Annotated in this window: 10 protein-coding genes; 6 read left to right on the top strand and 4 right to left on the bottom strand. The window is 62.9% G+C overall.

The window, feature by feature from the left end; translation table 11 throughout:
• The first annotated feature begins 35 nt into the window (after positions 1–35).
• Both GTP46_RS01940 and GTP46_RS01935 read left to right on the top strand, forming a co-directional pair.
• Positions 36–3,836, top strand: a complete 3,801-nt coding sequence (locus GTP46_RS01940; protein WP_161004924.1) for a M48 family metalloprotease — start codon at positions 36–38, stop codon at positions 3,834–3,836.
• 113 nt (positions 3,837–3,949) lie between these two features.
• Positions 3,950–6,649, top strand: a complete 2,700-nt coding sequence (locus GTP46_RS01935; protein WP_161004923.1) for a TonB-dependent receptor plug domain-containing protein — start codon at positions 3,950–3,952, stop codon at positions 6,647–6,649.
• Here GTP46_RS01935 and GTP46_RS01930 read toward each other — a convergent pair.
• Positions 6,594–7,820 (bottom strand): MFS transporter, encoded by a 1,227-nt coding sequence (locus GTP46_RS01930; protein WP_161004922.1) that lies wholly within the window; start codon positions 7,818–7,820, stop codon positions 6,594–6,596. The genes GTP46_RS01935 and GTP46_RS01930 overlap by 56 nt on opposite strands.
• 101 nt (positions 7,821–7,921) lie before the next feature.
• On the opposite strand from GTP46_RS01930, the gene GTP46_RS01925 reads away from it, so the two are divergent.
• From GTP46_RS01925 to GTP46_RS01915, 3 genes are read left to right on the top strand one after another with little or no spacing between them, the layout of a single operon-like run.
• Positions 7,922–8,839: a LysR family transcriptional regulator gene (locus GTP46_RS01925; RefSeq protein WP_161004921.1), complete on the top strand. Its 918-nt coding sequence runs from the start codon at positions 7,922–7,924 to the stop codon at positions 8,837–8,839.
• A 51-nt stretch (positions 8,840–8,890) separates the two neighbouring features.
• Entirely contained in the window at positions 8,891–10,465 is a 1,575-nt protein-coding gene (locus GTP46_RS01920; RefSeq protein ID WP_161004920.1) for a S41 family peptidase, read from the top strand.
• Between the two features lie 32 nt (positions 10,466–10,497).
• Positions 10,498–12,276 (top strand): M14 family metallopeptidase, encoded by a 1,779-nt coding sequence (locus GTP46_RS01915; protein ID WP_161004919.1) that lies wholly within the window; start codon positions 10,498–10,500, stop codon positions 12,274–12,276.
• Between the two features lie 182 nt (positions 12,277–12,458).
• On the opposite strand, the gene ttcA is transcribed toward GTP46_RS01915, so the two are convergent.
• From ttcA to GTP46_RS01900, 3 genes are read right to left on the bottom strand one after another with little or no spacing between them, the layout of a single operon-like run.
• Positions 12,459–13,376 (bottom strand): tRNA 2-thiocytidine(32) synthetase TtcA, encoded by a 918-nt coding sequence (gene ttcA, locus GTP46_RS01910; RefSeq protein ID WP_161004918.1) that lies wholly within the window; start codon positions 13,374–13,376, stop codon positions 12,459–12,461.
• Positions 13,373–13,771: a dihydroneopterin aldolase gene (locus GTP46_RS01905; protein WP_161004917.1), complete on the bottom strand. Its 399-nt coding sequence runs from the start codon at positions 13,769–13,771 to the stop codon at positions 13,373–13,375. Before GTP46_RS01905 ends, ttcA begins: the two co-directional genes overlap by 4 nt.
• Before the next feature lie 21 nt (positions 13,772–13,792).
• The gene (locus tag GTP46_RS01900) at positions 13,793–14,572 is read right to left on the bottom strand and encodes an SDR family oxidoreductase (protein WP_161004916.1); all 780 of its coding nucleotides are present in this window, start codon (positions 14,570–14,572) and stop codon (positions 13,793–13,795) included.
• A 24-nt stretch (positions 14,573–14,596) separates the two neighbouring features.
• Between GTP46_RS01900 and GTP46_RS01895 the strand changes: the two genes are divergently transcribed.
• Positions 14,597–15,739 (top strand): class I SAM-dependent methyltransferase, encoded by a 1,143-nt coding sequence (locus GTP46_RS01895; protein ID WP_161004915.1) that lies wholly within the window; start codon positions 14,597–14,599, stop codon positions 15,737–15,739.
• Positions 15,740–15,786 lie beyond the last annotated feature (47 nt).

Below are 15,786 nucleotides of genomic sequence, written 5' to 3'. Positions count from 1 at the left end.
ATTTGTTTTTCTAATAATTACCGGGAGTTGCATCAGTGGGCACCGCCAATCACAATCCATCCGCCGAATTACTGGCCAAATTGGCCCAGCCGTCGGCGTCGTACAAGAACAGCGCGCGGCTGGCGGTTGCCGGGCTGCTGGCGTTTGTGCTGCTGTATTTTGCCCTGGCGGGATGGTTCCTGCTGACCGCGTACCGGCTGGTGTTCCAGGCCGACCCGGACGGCCGGAACGTGGGCTGGGGCTACCTGATCGCCGCTTGCGCGTTGTTCTTCGCCTTCGTCATGCTGAAGGGGATATTCGCAGTCCGCAACGCCAATGTGGACGGACTGGTGGAACTGAAGCGCGAGGAGCAACCGCGCCTGTTTGAATTCCTGAACGAGCTGGCAGATGCCGCCGGTGCGCCGCGTCCGCACAAGGTGTTTTTATCGGAGCGGGTGAATGCCGCCGTGTTCTACGACCTGTCGCTGTTTAACCTGATCGTGCCGTCGAAGAAAAACCTGGAGATCGGGCTGGCGCTGGTGAACGTGCTGAATCGCGGCGAACTGCGCGCCGTGCTGGCGCACGAATTCGGCCACTTTGCGCAACGCTCGATGGCGGTGGGGCGCTGGGTCTATGTGGCGCAGCAAATCACCGGTGACCTGGTGTCGCGCCGCGACAAGATCGACGGCTTCCTCAACGGCCTGGCGCGCATCGACCTGCGCGTGCGTGCCGGCGTGATGGTGCTGCAGTTGATCGTCTGGTCAATACGTTCGCTGGTGGAGTCGGCGTTCCGCGTGGTGGTCATCATGCAGCGCGCCCTGTCGCGCGAGATGGAAATGCAGGCCGACCTGGTGGCGGTGTCGCTCACCGGCAGCGACGCGCTGATACACGCGCTGCACCGCCTGCAATCGGCTGACGATGCGTGGGACCGCGCGGCGCAATTTGCTTTCAGCGAGAAGGCCGCAGGCCGTCCGCCGCGCGACGTGTTTGCGCTGCAGTCGCTGGTGTTGCAGCGCATGGCTGACATCCTGGATGACGCCAGCTACGGCCAGGTACCTTCGCTGCCGCAGGAAAATCCGTCGGAGCACCGCGTCTTCAAGGCGGAGCTGGCGCAGCCGCCACGCATGTGGCAAACGCACCCGCTGAACCACGAACGTGAAGCCAATGCCAAACGCATTTACGTGCAGGCGGAGATCGATCCCGCCAGCGCGTGGTCCTTGTTCGACCAGCCGCTCAAGCTGCGCGAAGACATGACCCGCCACCTGCTGACGGGCGAAGAACATGAGCCAGCGCCGCTGGAGGATTCGCTGCACAAGCTGGGCAAGGTATTTCGCCGCGAGCATTACAAGCAGCGCTATTGCGGTGTGTATTTCGGCCGCGCACTGGCACGCCACGTCGATAAAGTTGAACAATTGCGCGAGCCGTCGCGCAGCGCGCCGCTGGAGGTGCTGGCGCGGATGTATCCGGAGTCGCTGAAGGAACTGGTGCAGCGCCGCCGCGCGCTGGAGGGGGAAGCCGGGCAATTGCAGGCGCTGATCGCTGGCGTGATGACGGCGCGTGATGGCGTGGTGCGCTTGCGTGGCGAAGAATACACGCTGCCGCAGTTGCCTGCGGCGCTGGAGAAAGTGAAAGCAGAACTGGAGGAAGTTCATGCGCAGCTGCACGCGCATGACCTGCAATGCCGTAGCTGGCACCGGAGCGCAGCTGCGCAAATGGGCGGCGGCTGGGCAGAATATCTGGATGGTTTGCTGGCGCTGATCCACTACGCAGAGCACAGCGAGGCCGACCTGCTCGACTTGCAAGGGCTGATGCGCAACACCATCGCCGTCGCCACGGCCACCGGCAAGTCCACCGACAGCCAGGTCGCCGATGTGGTCATCGACGCCAACTATGTGCACGCGCTGATGGAGAAGATCTACAAAGATAGCCCGACGCTGGTGATCGACGCCAAGCTGAAAAAGCGCCTGGGCGTAGACCAGGGCTGGGTCTTCATGCTGGGTGAATTCGGCTTGCCACTGTGCTCGCGCGAGACGGTCAACGAGTGGCTCGGCGCGGTGGACAGCTGGGTGCAGCACTACGCCAATAGCTTGTCGGCCTTGCGTAGCGCCGCGCTGGAGCAGCTACTGATCACCGAAGCGCTGATCGCCAAGCACGCCCGCATGCGCAAGCCGGTGCAGCCTGCGCCGGAGCCTTCGCGCGCGCCATCGTCCTACGCCTTGCTGCCGCCGGGCGGCGAGCGTCAACGCCGCACCAAGCTGAGTTGGTGGGCGCGCTTCCAGCGTGCCGACGGCTGGTTGCCTGGCTTCGCGCGGCTGGCCGCAGCGGGTGGCATCGTGGCGGTGGTGCTGGGCGTTGGCTCGGTGAGCAGCAAGGCCACGCTGATCGTGTACAACGGCCTCGCGCACCAGCTGGACATCACCATCGACGGTGAGCGGCTGCGCATTGCGCCGCTCGACCATCACCAGCAAGACGTGGTGTCGCAGCGCAGCCTGCACATCGAGACGCGCACCATGGAGGGCGAGCTGGTTGAAGCCTTCGACAGCGACGCGCTGGACACCGGCGCCAATGGCGTCTACAACGTGGCCGCAGCCGCGCCGCTGGTGGAGTGGACCAACACCTATGGTTCGGCGCAAGCCGTACCCGAACGCCGCCTGAACGCGCCGCGCTGGCTGCAAAGCCATGCCGATGTTTTGTTCGCCAAACCGCCGGAGAGCATCTCGACCAAATCCGGCGGCGGCACGCGCACCGTGCTGGAAGGGCTGGCGAAATACAGTCCGTCGCAGCAGTTGTCGATACTGGAGCAGGACAAGGAGCGCGATCGCCTGATCACGCTGCATGCGCGCTGGGACGACACCATGCAGGAGCACACGGACGATTGGCTGATGCTGGCCGTCCGCAACGGCCATGCCGACATCCTGGCCGAACGCCTGAAGCGCACTCCGGAAGACGTCAACCTGCTGCGCGCCGAACAGGAAGCGCAGCCTGACCGCACGCCGGCCTTCTGCGCCAAATATGACGCCATGTCGGCCAGCAAACCGGAAAGCGCCGACCTGAAATACATCGCACTGCGCTGCCAGAAAGACAGCATCGCCGCCGACCAGCAAATGCTGGCTGCGCACAAACGCTGGCCCTACAATCCGTGGCTGGCGTATTCCGCCGCCTATATCTACATGCAGGGACTGAATCCGCAACAGGCGATCCAGGAGCTGAAAGTGGTGCGCGTGCAGCTGCCGCCGCTGGCGCCGGCCGCCAGCCTGGAACTGGCGCGCCTGCACCGGCTGGCGGCCGACGGCGAGAACGTCATCCGCCTGGCAAACAAATCGCCGGAGCTGGAGCGGCTGCTGATGTACGAGCGCGGCGAAGGCAAGCCGGACGCGCCGGAACGTGCCTACGCCAAGCTGCAGGCCGGCGAGCTGGCGCAGGCGCTGGCCAGTTCCATGGGCAATGACTGGCAGCAGGCGCAGGTGCTGCGGCTGGCGGCGGCATCGGATGGCGCCAGCGCCGACATGGTGAAACGCGCGCTGGCGCTGCCGCCGGAGCAGGGCATGGACGGCGCCACGGTGCCGCTCAGCATAGCGCTGGCGCTCAAGCACGGCGCCGATCCCAAGCCGTACATGGAAATCAGCGCCAAAGCCTACGACCGCTATCACGCGCCGATGATGGCCTTTCTGTCGGCGCTCAAGCGCGGCCAGGATCCGCTGGCCAGCGAGACCATCCTGCTGGGCCGGGTGCCGATGGAAGTGCGGGCCTACGCCTACGGCGCCGGCATGGTGCTACTCGGCCCCAAAACGCCGCCAGCCTGGCGCCAATTCAACCGCCGCCTGCTGTTCGCCTCGGAGCGGCCATTCTTCAGATAGATTAATTTGCACCTAAATAGTGCATAAATGAATAAGCTAGTAAGAAAACATTCGTTCAGTATCGTGGCCGGATTTGATAAGGTGGCGACCTTTTTCAAATCTGGACCACTTCAATGACAATAAAATTCAAATTGAACCCGCTGGCAGCTGGCGCTATCGCGCTGCTGTGCGGCGTGGCCGGCCCGACCCAGGTGCTGGCGCAAGACTCTTCGGCAGCGACCACGCCGCCCGCCGTTGTAATCACCGGTTCGCGCATCCCGCGCGCCGGCACGGAAGGCCCGACTGCCGTCACGGTTATTACCGCTGACGACATCACCAAGCAGGGCTTCCGCAATGTCTTCGACGCGCTGACCAACCAAACCCAGAACAGCGGCTTTGTGCAAGGCGCCGACTACGGCAATACTTTCACGCCGTCGGCCAACGCCATCAGCTTGCGCGGCCTTGGCCCGAACCACACGCTGGTGCTGCTGAACGGCCGCCGTATGGCGGACTTCCCGATTGCTTACGACGGCACGGTCAATTTCACCAACCTTGCCAATATTCCATCGAGCGTGGTGGAACGCATCGAGATCCTGAGCGGCGGCGCCTCGGCGGTCTACGGCTCGGACGCAATTGCGGGCGTGGTCAACATTATCCTGAAAAAGAAGGCTGACGGTTACGACATCAACGTCAAAGCCGGCGGCACCTCGCGCGGCGGCGCGGAAGATCAGCGCGTGCAGTTCACCGGCGGTAAGAGCTTCGACAAGCTGACCACCCTGTTCAGCGTGGAACTGCTGGAGCGCGAACCGCTGTGGAGCGCGGACCGCGATTTCATGGCACAGAAAACCGGCGTCGCACCGACTTCGGTGCTCGGCCGCAAGAACGTCAGCACCGGCAAATACGTCGACCTGGGCGACACTTGCTCGTCGCTGAGCGACCTGTATGGCGGCAGCACGGTCAAGTACACGGCCAAGGCAGGCAGCTATTGCGCCAGCCCGAAAGTCGGCCCGACCTACTGGACCACCCAGACCAAGAACAGCAGCCAGAATCTGTTCGGCAGCGCCAATTACGAGCTGTCGCCGGAAACCACGCTGTACGCCGAAGCGCTGTTTGGCCAGAACCGCAGCACGCAGAATACGCGCGGCCCGTCGTGGACTTCGCGTTCGCTGACCGATTCCTACTTCTGGAACCAGAACACCAATGTCTACGAGGCGTGGAACCGCTACATTTCGCCGGAAGAAATCGGTGGCGTGGAGCGCTACAACCGCTACTGGGATGACCAAACCAGCTCGCTGTCGATCGGCGCGCGCGGTGTGATTCCGGGCACCAGCTGGAATTATGAAGCCGGCTACACCGCCTCGCTGTACAAGAGCCAGGACCATCGCCCACGCGCGCTGGCCAATATCGACAGCTTCTTCCTCGGCCCGCAACTGGGCGTGGACAAGAGCGGCGTAGCAATCTACGCACCGGATCCGGCACGCCTGACCAAGCGTCTGACGCCGCAGGAATTCGATTCCATCACCGGCACTGCGGTTAGCAACGACAAGTCGTGGACCAACACTGTCAGCCTGTCGGCCAATGGCGATGCGTTCGAACTGCCGGCCGGTCCAGTGAAACTGGCAGCGGTGGCGGAACTGGGCAAGCAGGGTTTCTCGAATACGCCTGACCCACGCATCAACGAAGGCTACTTCAACGTCGCCACTGGTTCCGATGTCACCGCCGGCACCCGCAAGCGTTATGCAGCGGGCCTGGAGGCCAGCATCCCGGTGCTTAAATCGGTCAACGCCACGCTGGCAGGCCGCTACGACAAGTACAGCTTCGCCGGCCGCGATGACGGCAAGTTCACCTACAACGGCGGTGTGGAATGGCGTCCGGCCCAGCAGCTGCTGCTGCGCGGTAATTACGCCACCAGTTTCCGCGCGCCGGACATGAACTACATCTTCAAGGCACGCGGCACCGGCTACTACGCTTCCACCACCGATTACTACCGCTGCGCCAAAGCCGGCCAGCCGATCGCCAGCTGCGAGTTCGCCAACTACTCGCCGGGCGCCGACTACGTGCAGACCGGCAGCAAGGACCTGCGTTCCGAGAAGGGCCGTTCGAGCGGTCTCGGTATCGTGTGGTCGCCAAGCGCGGACTTCGATATGTCGGTCGACTACTGGAACATCAAGATCAGCGACCTGGTCACCAACCTGAGCGCCGACAAGCTGCTGCAGGACGAAGCGGCCTGCCGCCTCAAGGGCGACCTGACTTCGCCAACTTGCGCCGATGCGATTTCGCGTATCACCCGCTACGCGGACAATGCGCTGAACAAGCCGGGCGAGATCAAGTCGATCCTGGTCAACCCGATCAATGCTGCTACCACTAGCGTGGACGGCATTGATATCGCGGGCAAGTACGTGTTCCGCACCAAGGAATACGGCAACGTCATCACCAAGGCCAACTACTCGAAGACGCTGAACAAGCACTCACGCCAATTCACCGGCGATGTGCTGAACGACGACCTGGAAGACCTGACCAACTATGATTGGCGCGACAAGCTGAACGCCAGCGTGACCTGGAATATCGGCAAATGGTCGAACACCGTGTTCTTCCAGCGCTACGGCAAAGTGCCTAACGCCGCCGGCACCGCTTTCCTGACGCCGACCACCTTGGTCAACGCCAGCGTGGTGTATCGCCTGAATGAACGCACTACCCTGTCGGTGGCAGTGAATAACCTGTTCAATCAAGTGAAGACCGATAACAGCGCCGGCTGGCCGTACTACCCGGTGGGTAATTTCAGCCCGGTTGGCCGTCAAGGCTGGGTTGAGCTGAACTACCACTTCGGTGGTTAAAGTACTCGGTTAGCCAGTACAGTAGCGCCGCGCCGTTGAAGGCAGCACCGGTCAACAGCGCGGCGTGCCAGCCGTGGGTGGCAAACATCCAGCCACCCAGGGCCGATCCCACCGCGCCACCTGCAAAGAACAGCGCGAAGTAGACGCCGTTCAGGCGGCTGCGCACTTCCGCACCGAGCGTGAAGATGGCGCGCTGACCCAACACCAGATTGGCCGCCACACCCATGTCCAGCACGATGGACGCAATGACCAGCACTGCCAGCGCCACCTCGCGCGAACCCGGCACCACCATCGGCAGCGCAAATCCAATCACACCCAGCACCAGCGCGGCGGCAGTCGCCATTAGCGTGTGGCCTTTGTCGGCCAGCTTGCCCGCAATCGGCGAGGCGACTGCACCGGCCATGCCGACCAGTGCGAACAGGGCGATGCCAGTCTGCGACAGATGGAATACGGGACCGGCCAGCATCAGCGGCGTCACGGTCCAGAACAAGCTGAATGAACCGAAGATGCCGGCGTGGTAGGCGGCGCGGCGGCGCAGCAGCGGCGTTTGCAGGAACAAGTGCCACACGGAGGCCAGCAGCTTTGGATACGTGATGTGGTGGTTCGGCGCGCGCAGCGGCAGCTTGGCGCGCAGCACGAAGGCCACGATCAGCACCACCACCGCAGCACCCGCGAACACCACGTGCCAGCTGGTGGCATCGGCAATCAGGCTGGCCGCTGGGCGCGACAGCATAATCCCCAGCAGCAGGCCGCTCACCACTTTACCGACTGTCACACCGCGCGTGGATTCCAGCGACAGGTGGGCCGCAAACGGCACCACGATCTGCGCCGCCACCGAACCCAGGCCGATACCCAATGCGGCCATCAAAAACATCCACGCGCTGGTGCTGACCGCAGCCAGCACCAGCATGGCGGAAGTGAACAGCAGGCCGGTGAAGATCAGGCGGCGGTTTTCCAGCAGGTCGCCCAGCGGCACGATGAACAGCAGGCCGATGCAGTAGCCGATCTGCGTCAGGGTGACCACCAGCCCTGCCGCAGCGGGCGACAGGCCGGTGGAGGCGCTGATCGGACCGACCAGCGTTTGCGCGTAATACAGGCTGGCGACGATCAGGCCGGTCGCCGTGGCCAGCAGCCCGACCATGCCGGGGCTGATGTCTTTTTGTTTGCTCATGATGGTTCTCCAGTGGGAATATCGATGGACAAAGTGTAGGCAAAATCCCGGTAAAGATAATTAGGGCATAATGCACCTATACTTTTCACATAATGTGAACAATGGACCGACTCAAAGCCATGCAGACGTTTGTGCGCATCGTTGAGGCCAACAGCTTTACCAAGGCCGCCGAGACGCTGGACCTGCCGCGCGCGGCGCTCACCGCCACCATCAAGAAGCTGGAAGCCTTCCTCGGCACCCAGCTGCTGCAGCGGACTACGCGCCGCCTGTCGCTGACGCCGGACGGCGCCGACTATTTCCGCAAGTGCCTGGACATCCTGCAAGCGGTGGAAGATGCGGACGGGACGTATCGAGGGCAGGGCGGTGGCCCGCCGCGCGGCAAGCTGCGGGTCGAGCTGCCGGGCACTTTCGGCCGCTACGCCGTGGTGCCGTACATCGCCGATTTTTGCCGCGCCTATCCGGATATCGATCTGGTGCTGAGCCTGAACGAGCGCCTGCAAGACCTCACCGAGCAAGGTCTGGACTGCTCGCTGCGCGTGGGCGTGCTGCAGGATTCCGCCATGATCGCGCGTCCGCTGGGCAGCATGCGCTGCCTCACTTGCGCCTCGCCGGATTACCTTGCGGCGCATGGCGTGCCGCAAGCCTGGAGCGACTTGAGCGCACATCGCGGTGTGATGCATTTCTCCGGCCGCACCGGCCGTCCTTACGACTGGGATTTCGTGGTCGACGGCAGCGTGATGATCACCGCCATCCACAGCGCCATCGCCGTCAACGATGCTGAGGCCAATGTCAGCTGCGCCTTGCAGGGACTGGGTTTGGCGCAAGTGGCGGCCTACCAGGTACGTGATCAGCTGGCCAGCGGCGCGCTGGTCGAGGTGCTGGCCGACACGCCACCGGCGCCGATGCCGATCTCGCTGCAGTATCCGCAAGGCCGCATGGCGTCGCCGCGCCTGCGGGTATTTGCCGAGTGGCTGGCGGCGCTGCTGCGCAAAGATCCCGACCTGCAAAGTAAATTGTAATAAATATTGCAAGCTTGGCAGCGGCACCAGAAGCACGCATATAATGCTTTGATGAAATTCCACTTCCTTTTATCCGGCGCGGCGGTAACGGCTGCGCTGCTGGCTGGCTGCGGCGGCGGTTCGTCCGGAACGACGTCGACGCCGCCGGTTACGCCGACCGAGCCAACCACGCCAACGACCCCAACCACGCCAACCGATCCGACGACGCCGACGACGCCAACGACGCCAACGACGCCAACGACGCCAACCGATCCGGGGATACCGACGCCGCCTGAGTGGCACACGCTGCTCAATCACTGCGCTGCGCCACGCGGTGCCGGCTATCCGGACGTACAGGGCACCCTGAACGAGGAGATGCGCTGGCTGCACTCCTTCTTCGACGCGACCTACCTGTGGTACAGCGAGCTACCCAATCTCAACATGGCCGACTACAGCTCTGCCATCGACTACTTCGCGCAGTTGAAGACCAGCGCCGTCACCGCTTCCGGCCGGCCCAAGGACCGCTTCCACTTCACCTACCCGACGGCGACGTGGGAAGCGTTGAATACCGCCGGTGTGAACCTGGGCTACGGCCTGACCTGGCTGCGTAATAACGACGCTGCCTTGTCGCGCATCCTTACCGTCGGCATGGTCGAACCGGGTTCGCCGGCGGCACTGGCCGGCATGCAGCGCGGCGACAGCCTGGTATCGGCCGACGGCACCTCCGCCAGCGATACTTCGAGCGAGGCCAAGGCCATCGTCAACGCCGCACTGGCACCCAAGGCTGACGGTGAAACCCATGTGTTGTCGTGGAGCCGCAATGGCACGGTCATGCAGGCCACGCTGGCCGCACGCAACCTGACGATTCCACCGGTGCGCCTGGCCAAGGTGCTGGACACGACGGACGGCAAGGTCGGCTACCTGCAATTCAACGAGCACAATGCCGTGGCAGAGAGCCAGCTGGTGACCGCCATCCAGTCGTTCAAGACCGCCGGCGTGAAAGATCTGGTGCTCGACCTGCGCTACAACGGCGGCGGCTTGCTGACCATCGCCAGCGAGCTGGCTTACATGATCGCCGGTCCGGAGGCCACCCGTGGCAAGGTATTCGAGCAGCCGGTCTACAACGACAAGACCACGCCGCAAGCAGCCTTCATGTTCCAGACGACGGCGCTGGGCTACAAATCCGACAACACCATCAAGGCCGGCACCGCGCTGCCTTACCTAGGCCTCAAGCGCGTGACGGTGCTGACTGCAGCCGGCACTTGCTCGGCCAGCGAATCGGTGATCAACAGCTTGCGCGGCGTCGACGTGACGGTGAACCTGATCGGCGGTGAAACCTGCGGCAAACCGTATGCGTTCACACCGGCCGCCAACTGCGGTACGACCTACTTTGCCATCCAGCTGCAGGGTACTAACAACAAGGGCTTTGGCGATTACGCAGACGGCTTTACACCAACCTGCCGCGTCAGCGATGATCTGTCGCATGCGCAAGGCGACCCGGCCGAAGGCCTGTTGGCCGCAGCACTCAGCTACCGTAGCACCGGCGCCTGTCCGGTGGTGCCGCAGGCACTGCGCAGTAAGGCGTCTTCCGGACCTTTGACGCCGCTGCGGGATGAGGTGCGGGAAATCTCGATACGCGATCGATAAACAAATTTTTAACCTAACGCTGGAAGTCCGACATGATACGTTCCGCCATTCTGCTTGCCTTTGCCGCCAACTCCGCGCTGGCTATCGCTGCACCTGCTGCACCTGCTGCGGCGCCGTTGAGCACCGTTTCCGAGCGCTCCGGGTTCCAGGCCACCGGCCGTTACGACGAAGTGATCGCGCTATGCACGCAGTTCCAGAAGGCGTATCCGAAGCAGGTGCGCTGCTTTGAATTCGGCCGCACGCCGCAAGGCCGTCCGATGCTGGCACTGGCCGTCTCGCGCACTGGCGCGCTGACTGCGGAACAGGCGAAGAAGAAGGGCGTGCCGGTGCTGCTGGTACAAGGCGGCATCCACGCCGGTGAAATCGACGGCAAGGATGCAGGCTTCCTGGCGTTGCGTGAAGCGCTGGAGAACAAGGCCGCACCGGGTGCATTGGATCAGCAGGTGCTGCTGTTCGTCCCGGTGTTCAACGTCGATGGCCATGAGCGCTTCGGCAAAAACAATCGCCCTAACCAGCGCGGCCCGGTGGAAATGGGCTGGCGCACCACGGCGCAAAACTACAACCTGAATCGCGATTACGTGAAAGCCGATGCGCCGGAAATGCAAGCCATGCTGGCGCTGGTGAACGCATGGGATCCGCTGGCCTATATCGACCTGCACGTAACCGACGGCGCCAAGTTCCAGCCGGACGTTTCAATCCAGGTAGAGCCGGTACACGGCGGCGACGAAGACCTGAAAGTGGCCGGCGCCGCGCTGCAAAAAAATGTGATGGCCGATCTGAAGGCGCAGGGTTCCGATCCGCGTTCCTTCTACATTTCGTTCGCCAAGGAAGATGATCCGACCTCCGGCTTCATCGACAGCATGGCGACGCCGCGCTTCTCGACCGGCTACTTCCCGATGCGTAACCGCTTCGCCATGCTGGTGGAAACCCATTCGTGGAAAGATTATCCGACCCGTGTGCGCATTACGCGCAACACCATCGTGTCCTTGCTGTCGCAAGTGGCGCAGCATGGCAAGGATTGGCAAAAGCTGGTGCAGCAGGCCGACGCGCGCGCGCTGGCGCTGGGCGGCAGCGATTTCCCGCTCAGCTACCGCACCACCTTCAATAGTAAAACCATCGAGTTTCCGGGCTACGCCTACACGCGCGAGCACTCGGACATTTCCGGCGGCCTGTGGACGCGCTACGACGAGACCAAGCCGCAAGTCTGGAGCGTGCCGCTGCGCGATGAAGTGGTGCCGGACTACCGCGTGAAAGCGCCGCTGGGCGGCTACATCGTGCCGGCGGCGGATGCGGCCTGGGTAAGCGCCAAGCTGAAACAGCACGGCATTGAGTTCAAGGTGATCAAGGACGACCAGATGTCGGCCGAAGTGGAGTCCTTCCGCGCCAGCAAGACCACCTTCGGCGCGCAGTCGTTTGAAGGCCACCAGTCGCTGGCGGTGGAAGGCGATTGGGGCCGCGAGCGCCGTCCGGTGGCAAAAGGCGCGCTGTTCGTGCCGATTGCGCAGCCGAAGGCGCGGCTGGTGATGACCATGCTGGAGCCACGTGGCGCCGACGGTCTGCTGGCGTGGGGCGAATTCAATAACGCCTTTGAACGCAAGGAATACATGGAGGAATACGTGGCCGAGGAAGTGGCGCGCGACCAGCTGGACGCCGATCCGGCGCTGCGCGAAGAATTCCGCAAAAAGCTCGATACCGACGCGGCCTTCAACAAGAGCCCGGAGAAGCGCCTGGAGTTCTTCGCCAAGCGGCACGCCTCGTGGGATGAGCGTTTCAATCTCTACCCCGTGATGCGCACTGCGCAGAAGTACTAAAGCATGCCGGAAGAGGAGGCGTCCTGCTTGTGCGCCGCCTCTTCTATCTGCTGCTTGAGCATCGCAGCCACCTTGGCCATGACGCCGGCCTGTTCGGCCGGCGACATGGCGTCGAACTTCTCCTTACCCTGTGGTTGTTGTATTACGTACAAGCCGAGGGAAGAAGCAATTGAACTTCGAGGTCAGTCTTCCCGCTGCAGGGAAATGATGCCTGGCACGGTGGCCGGGGTGGAGCATGGCTCTTCGTCGAAGGCGATGTCGCCTTGTGGATTGGCGATGCCGTCGGCTTTGATGTCTTTGAAGCCGAACAGGTCACGGTCCATCAGGTGCGATGGCACTACGGTCGACAGCGACGAGAAGATGTTTTCAACACGGCCAGGGAATTTCTTTTCCCAGTCGCGCATCATGGCTTTGATCTGCTTGCGCTGCAGGTTTTCCTGCGAGCCGCACAGGTCGCACGGGATGATCGGGAAACCTTTGACTTCGGCGTAGCGCTCGGTGTCTTCTTCCTTCACGTAGGCCAGCGGGCGGATCACCATGTGCTTGCCATCATCCGATACCAGCTTGGCCGGCATGCCTTTGATTTTCCCGCCGAAGAACATGTTCAGGAAGAAGGTCTCAAGGATGTCGTCGCGGTGGTGGCCGAGGGCGATCTTGTTGCAGCCCAGCTCATCGGCCACACGGTACAGGATGCCGCGGCGCAGGCGCGAGCACAGCGAGCAGGTGGTCTTGCCTTCCGGGATCAGGCGCTTGACGATGCTGTAGGTGTCCTGGTTCTCAATATGGAACGGGATGCCCAGCTTTTCCAGGTAGGCCGGCAGAATGTCGGCCGGGAAGTTGGGCTGTTTCTGGTCCAGGTTCACGGCCACGATCTCGAAGTTGATCGGCGCGCGTTCGCGCAGCGTCATCAAAATGTCGAGCAGGGCGTAGGAGTCCTTGCCGCCGGACAGGCAGACCATGATCTTGTCGCCGTCTTCAATCATGTTGAAGTCGCCGATGGCCTGGCCAACCAGGCGGCACAGGCGCTTGTGCAGCTTGTTGTTCTCGTGGGCGATTTTCTCAGCGCTCTTGACGCTGATTTCTTCAATAACGGCGTTCATGCTGCGTCCTTAATTTTGAATACTTCCACGCCCACGCCTTCGCAGTCCGGGTAGACGTCCGGCTTCATGGTCGAGACGCGTGCCGCGCGCACGCTCGGGTGCTCCAGCATCGAGCGCACGATGTCGTCGCACAGCGTTTCTTGCAGCTGCACGTGGCCGCGCGCCATGCGCTGGGCGATGGTGTTGCGCATAAAGTCGTAATCCACCACTTCTTCCAGCTGGTCCTGGGTCGGCGACGACACCGCCAGCGGGATGTACAGGTCAACGTTGATCAGCAGGCGCTGCTCGCCTTTTTTCTCGAACTCGTAGACGCCGATGTTGATCATGACTTCGTAGTTGCGCAGGAACAGGCGGCGGCAGTCGTTCAGTTGTGGATGGATCAGGGCGGACAGCATGGGAAACCTTTTTGATATAAATTATTTAGCTAAAAACATCACGTCGCGTTGCAGCGGCAGCAGGTGCTGGCCGCCATCGACCAGCAGCGTGGTGCCAGTGACGGCACGGGCCGACGCGGCATACAGCACGGCGTCGACGATGTCTTGTGGAGTGCTGGAACGGCCCAGCGGCGTTTGCTGGTGCGCGTTGGCGAAACCGGCTTCGGTCTGGTCGCCGGACACCATGGTCAGGCCCGGCGCCACGCCCACCACCCTTAATTTCGGCGCCAGCGCCTGTGCCAGCATGGTGGTGGCGGTGTGCAGCGCAGCCTTGGACAGGGTGTACGACAAAAAATCAGGATTGAGATTGTACAGCTTCTGGTCCAGCAGGTTGATAACGGCGGCTTGCTGGCCGTCCGGCGTGGCCGCGTGCAGGGCTTGCGCCAGCAGTACCGGCGCGGCGACGTTGGCGCGCATATGGGCGTCCAGTTTGGCGCTGCTGAAATCGGCCGCGCTGTCGTAGTCGAACAGCGAGGCGCTGTTGACCACGCACTGCACCGCGCCCAGCGCTGCCACGGCGCGCGGCAGCAGCTCGCGCACGGCCGCTTCGTCGGCCAGCTCGCAGTGCAGAGCGGCGGCGCGGCGGCCCATGGCGACGATCTCGGCCACCACAGCCTTGGCTTCCGCTTCGGAAGCGCGGTAGTGTACCGCTACGTCCCAGCCGGCATGCGCCATGCCGAGCGCGATGGCGCGGCCGAGGCGGCGGCCCGCTCCGGTAACGAGGGCCACGCGGGGCCCGGAATTGTCCTTAGATGTCATCATGTTTGAACTGGATATAATGCCGGGATGTCCTTACCCGTACCTTCTAGCGACGCGCTGGCCGCGTCCCACGCCCTGCAGCACCTGATCGCCGCCGAAATCGAGAGCAACTCAGGCGCCATTTCCTTCGCCCGCTATATGGAGCTGGCCCTGTATGCGCCCGGCCTGGGCTACTACAGCGGCGGCTCCGCCAAATTAGGCAAAGATGGCGATTTTACAACCGCTCCCGAGCTGTCGCCCTTGTTCGGCGCGGCGCTGGCGCAAGTTGCAGCCGCTATTATCGCCCAAAGCGCGCCGAGCATCCTCGAATTCGGCGCCGGCACCGGCAAGCTGGCGTTCGACATCCTGACCGAGCTCACCGCCGCTGGCGTCAAAGTGGAGCGCTACAGCATCGTCGAACTTTCCGGCGAACTGCGCGGCCGCCAGCAGGAAAAGCTGCGCGACTTCCCGCAAGTGGAGTGGCTGGACGCCATGCCGGCATCGTTCGACGGCGTGGTATTCGGTAACGAGGTGCTGGATGCGATGCCGATTCATCTGGTGATCAAGAATCCGCAGGGCTGGCAGGAGTTGCAGGTGACGGTCAGCGATGGCCGCTTCCAGTACCTGGAGGCGCCGGCCAGCGCAGAATTGCTGCAGCAGGTCGAGCGCCAGATTCCTGAACATGAATTCCTGCCAGTCGGTTATGTGACCGAGCTGCACGGTGTGGCCTGCGGTTTCATGGCGACGCTGGGGCGCATGATGGGCAAGGGCGCCGCCTTCCTGTTCGACTACGGCTTCCCGGCGCGCGAGTACTACTTCGACCAGCGCGCCACCGGCACCCTGATGTGCCACTACCGCCATCATGCTCATCCGGACCCGTTCTACTATCCGGGCTTGCAGGACATCACTGCCCACGTCGATTTCACGGCGATGGCGCTGGCGGCGCAGGATGCGGGCGCGGAAGTGCTGGGGTATTTGAACCAGTCCGGCTTCCTGCTGGGCGCCGGCATCGGCGAACTGCTGCTGCGCACCGACCCGGCCGATGCCATGAATTACCTGCCACAGGCGCGCGCCATGCAAAAGCTGGTGTCGCCGGCTGAGATGGGTGAATTGTTCAAGGTGCTGGCAGTGGGCAAGGGCGTGGAATTGCCCGAGGCGATCGTCGCCCAGGACCGCACGCATCGTTTGTAATCGCCTGTAGACGGAAAAACACAATAGGCAGAAAAGCAAGTCAATTC

Source organism: Duganella flavida, from assembly GCF_009857445.1.
Taxonomy (GTDB): domain Bacteria; phylum Pseudomonadota; class Gammaproteobacteria; order Burkholderiales; family Burkholderiaceae_D; genus Rugamonas; species Rugamonas flavida.
Note: the sequence above shows the minus strand (reverse complement) of the source record. Positions and strands in the feature narration are given on the sequence as shown.

Coding starts and splice junctions, on each gene's coding strand:
- GTP46_RS01935 (WP_161004923.1), top strand. CDS start 3,950: ATGACAATAAAATTCAAATTGAACCCGCTGGCAGCTGGCGCTATCGCG.
- GTP46_RS01930 (WP_161004922.1), bottom strand. CDS start 7,820: ATGAGCAAACAAAAAGACATCAGCCCCGGCATGGTCGGGCTGCTGGCC.
- GTP46_RS01925 (WP_161004921.1), top strand. CDS start 7,922: ATGGACCGACTCAAAGCCATGCAGACGTTTGTGCGCATCGTTGAGGCC.
- GTP46_RS01920 (WP_161004920.1), top strand. CDS start 8,891: ATGAAATTCCACTTCCTTTTATCCGGCGCGGCGGTAACGGCTGCGCTG.
- GTP46_RS01915 (WP_161004919.1), top strand. CDS start 10,498: ATGATACGTTCCGCCATTCTGCTTGCCTTTGCCGCCAACTCCGCGCTG.
- ttcA (WP_161004918.1), bottom strand. CDS start 13,376: ATGAACGCCGTTATTGAAGAAATCAGCGTCAAGAGCGCTGAGAAAATC.
- GTP46_RS01905 (WP_161004917.1), bottom strand. CDS start 13,771: ATGCTGTCCGCCCTGATCCATCCACAACTGAACGACTGCCGCCGCCTG.
- GTP46_RS01900 (WP_161004916.1), bottom strand. CDS start 14,572: ATGATGACATCTAAGGACAATTCCGGGCCCCGCGTGGCCCTCGTTACC.
- GTP46_RS01895 (WP_161004915.1), top strand. CDS start 14,597: ATGTCCTTACCCGTACCTTCTAGCGACGCGCTGGCCGCGTCCCACGCC.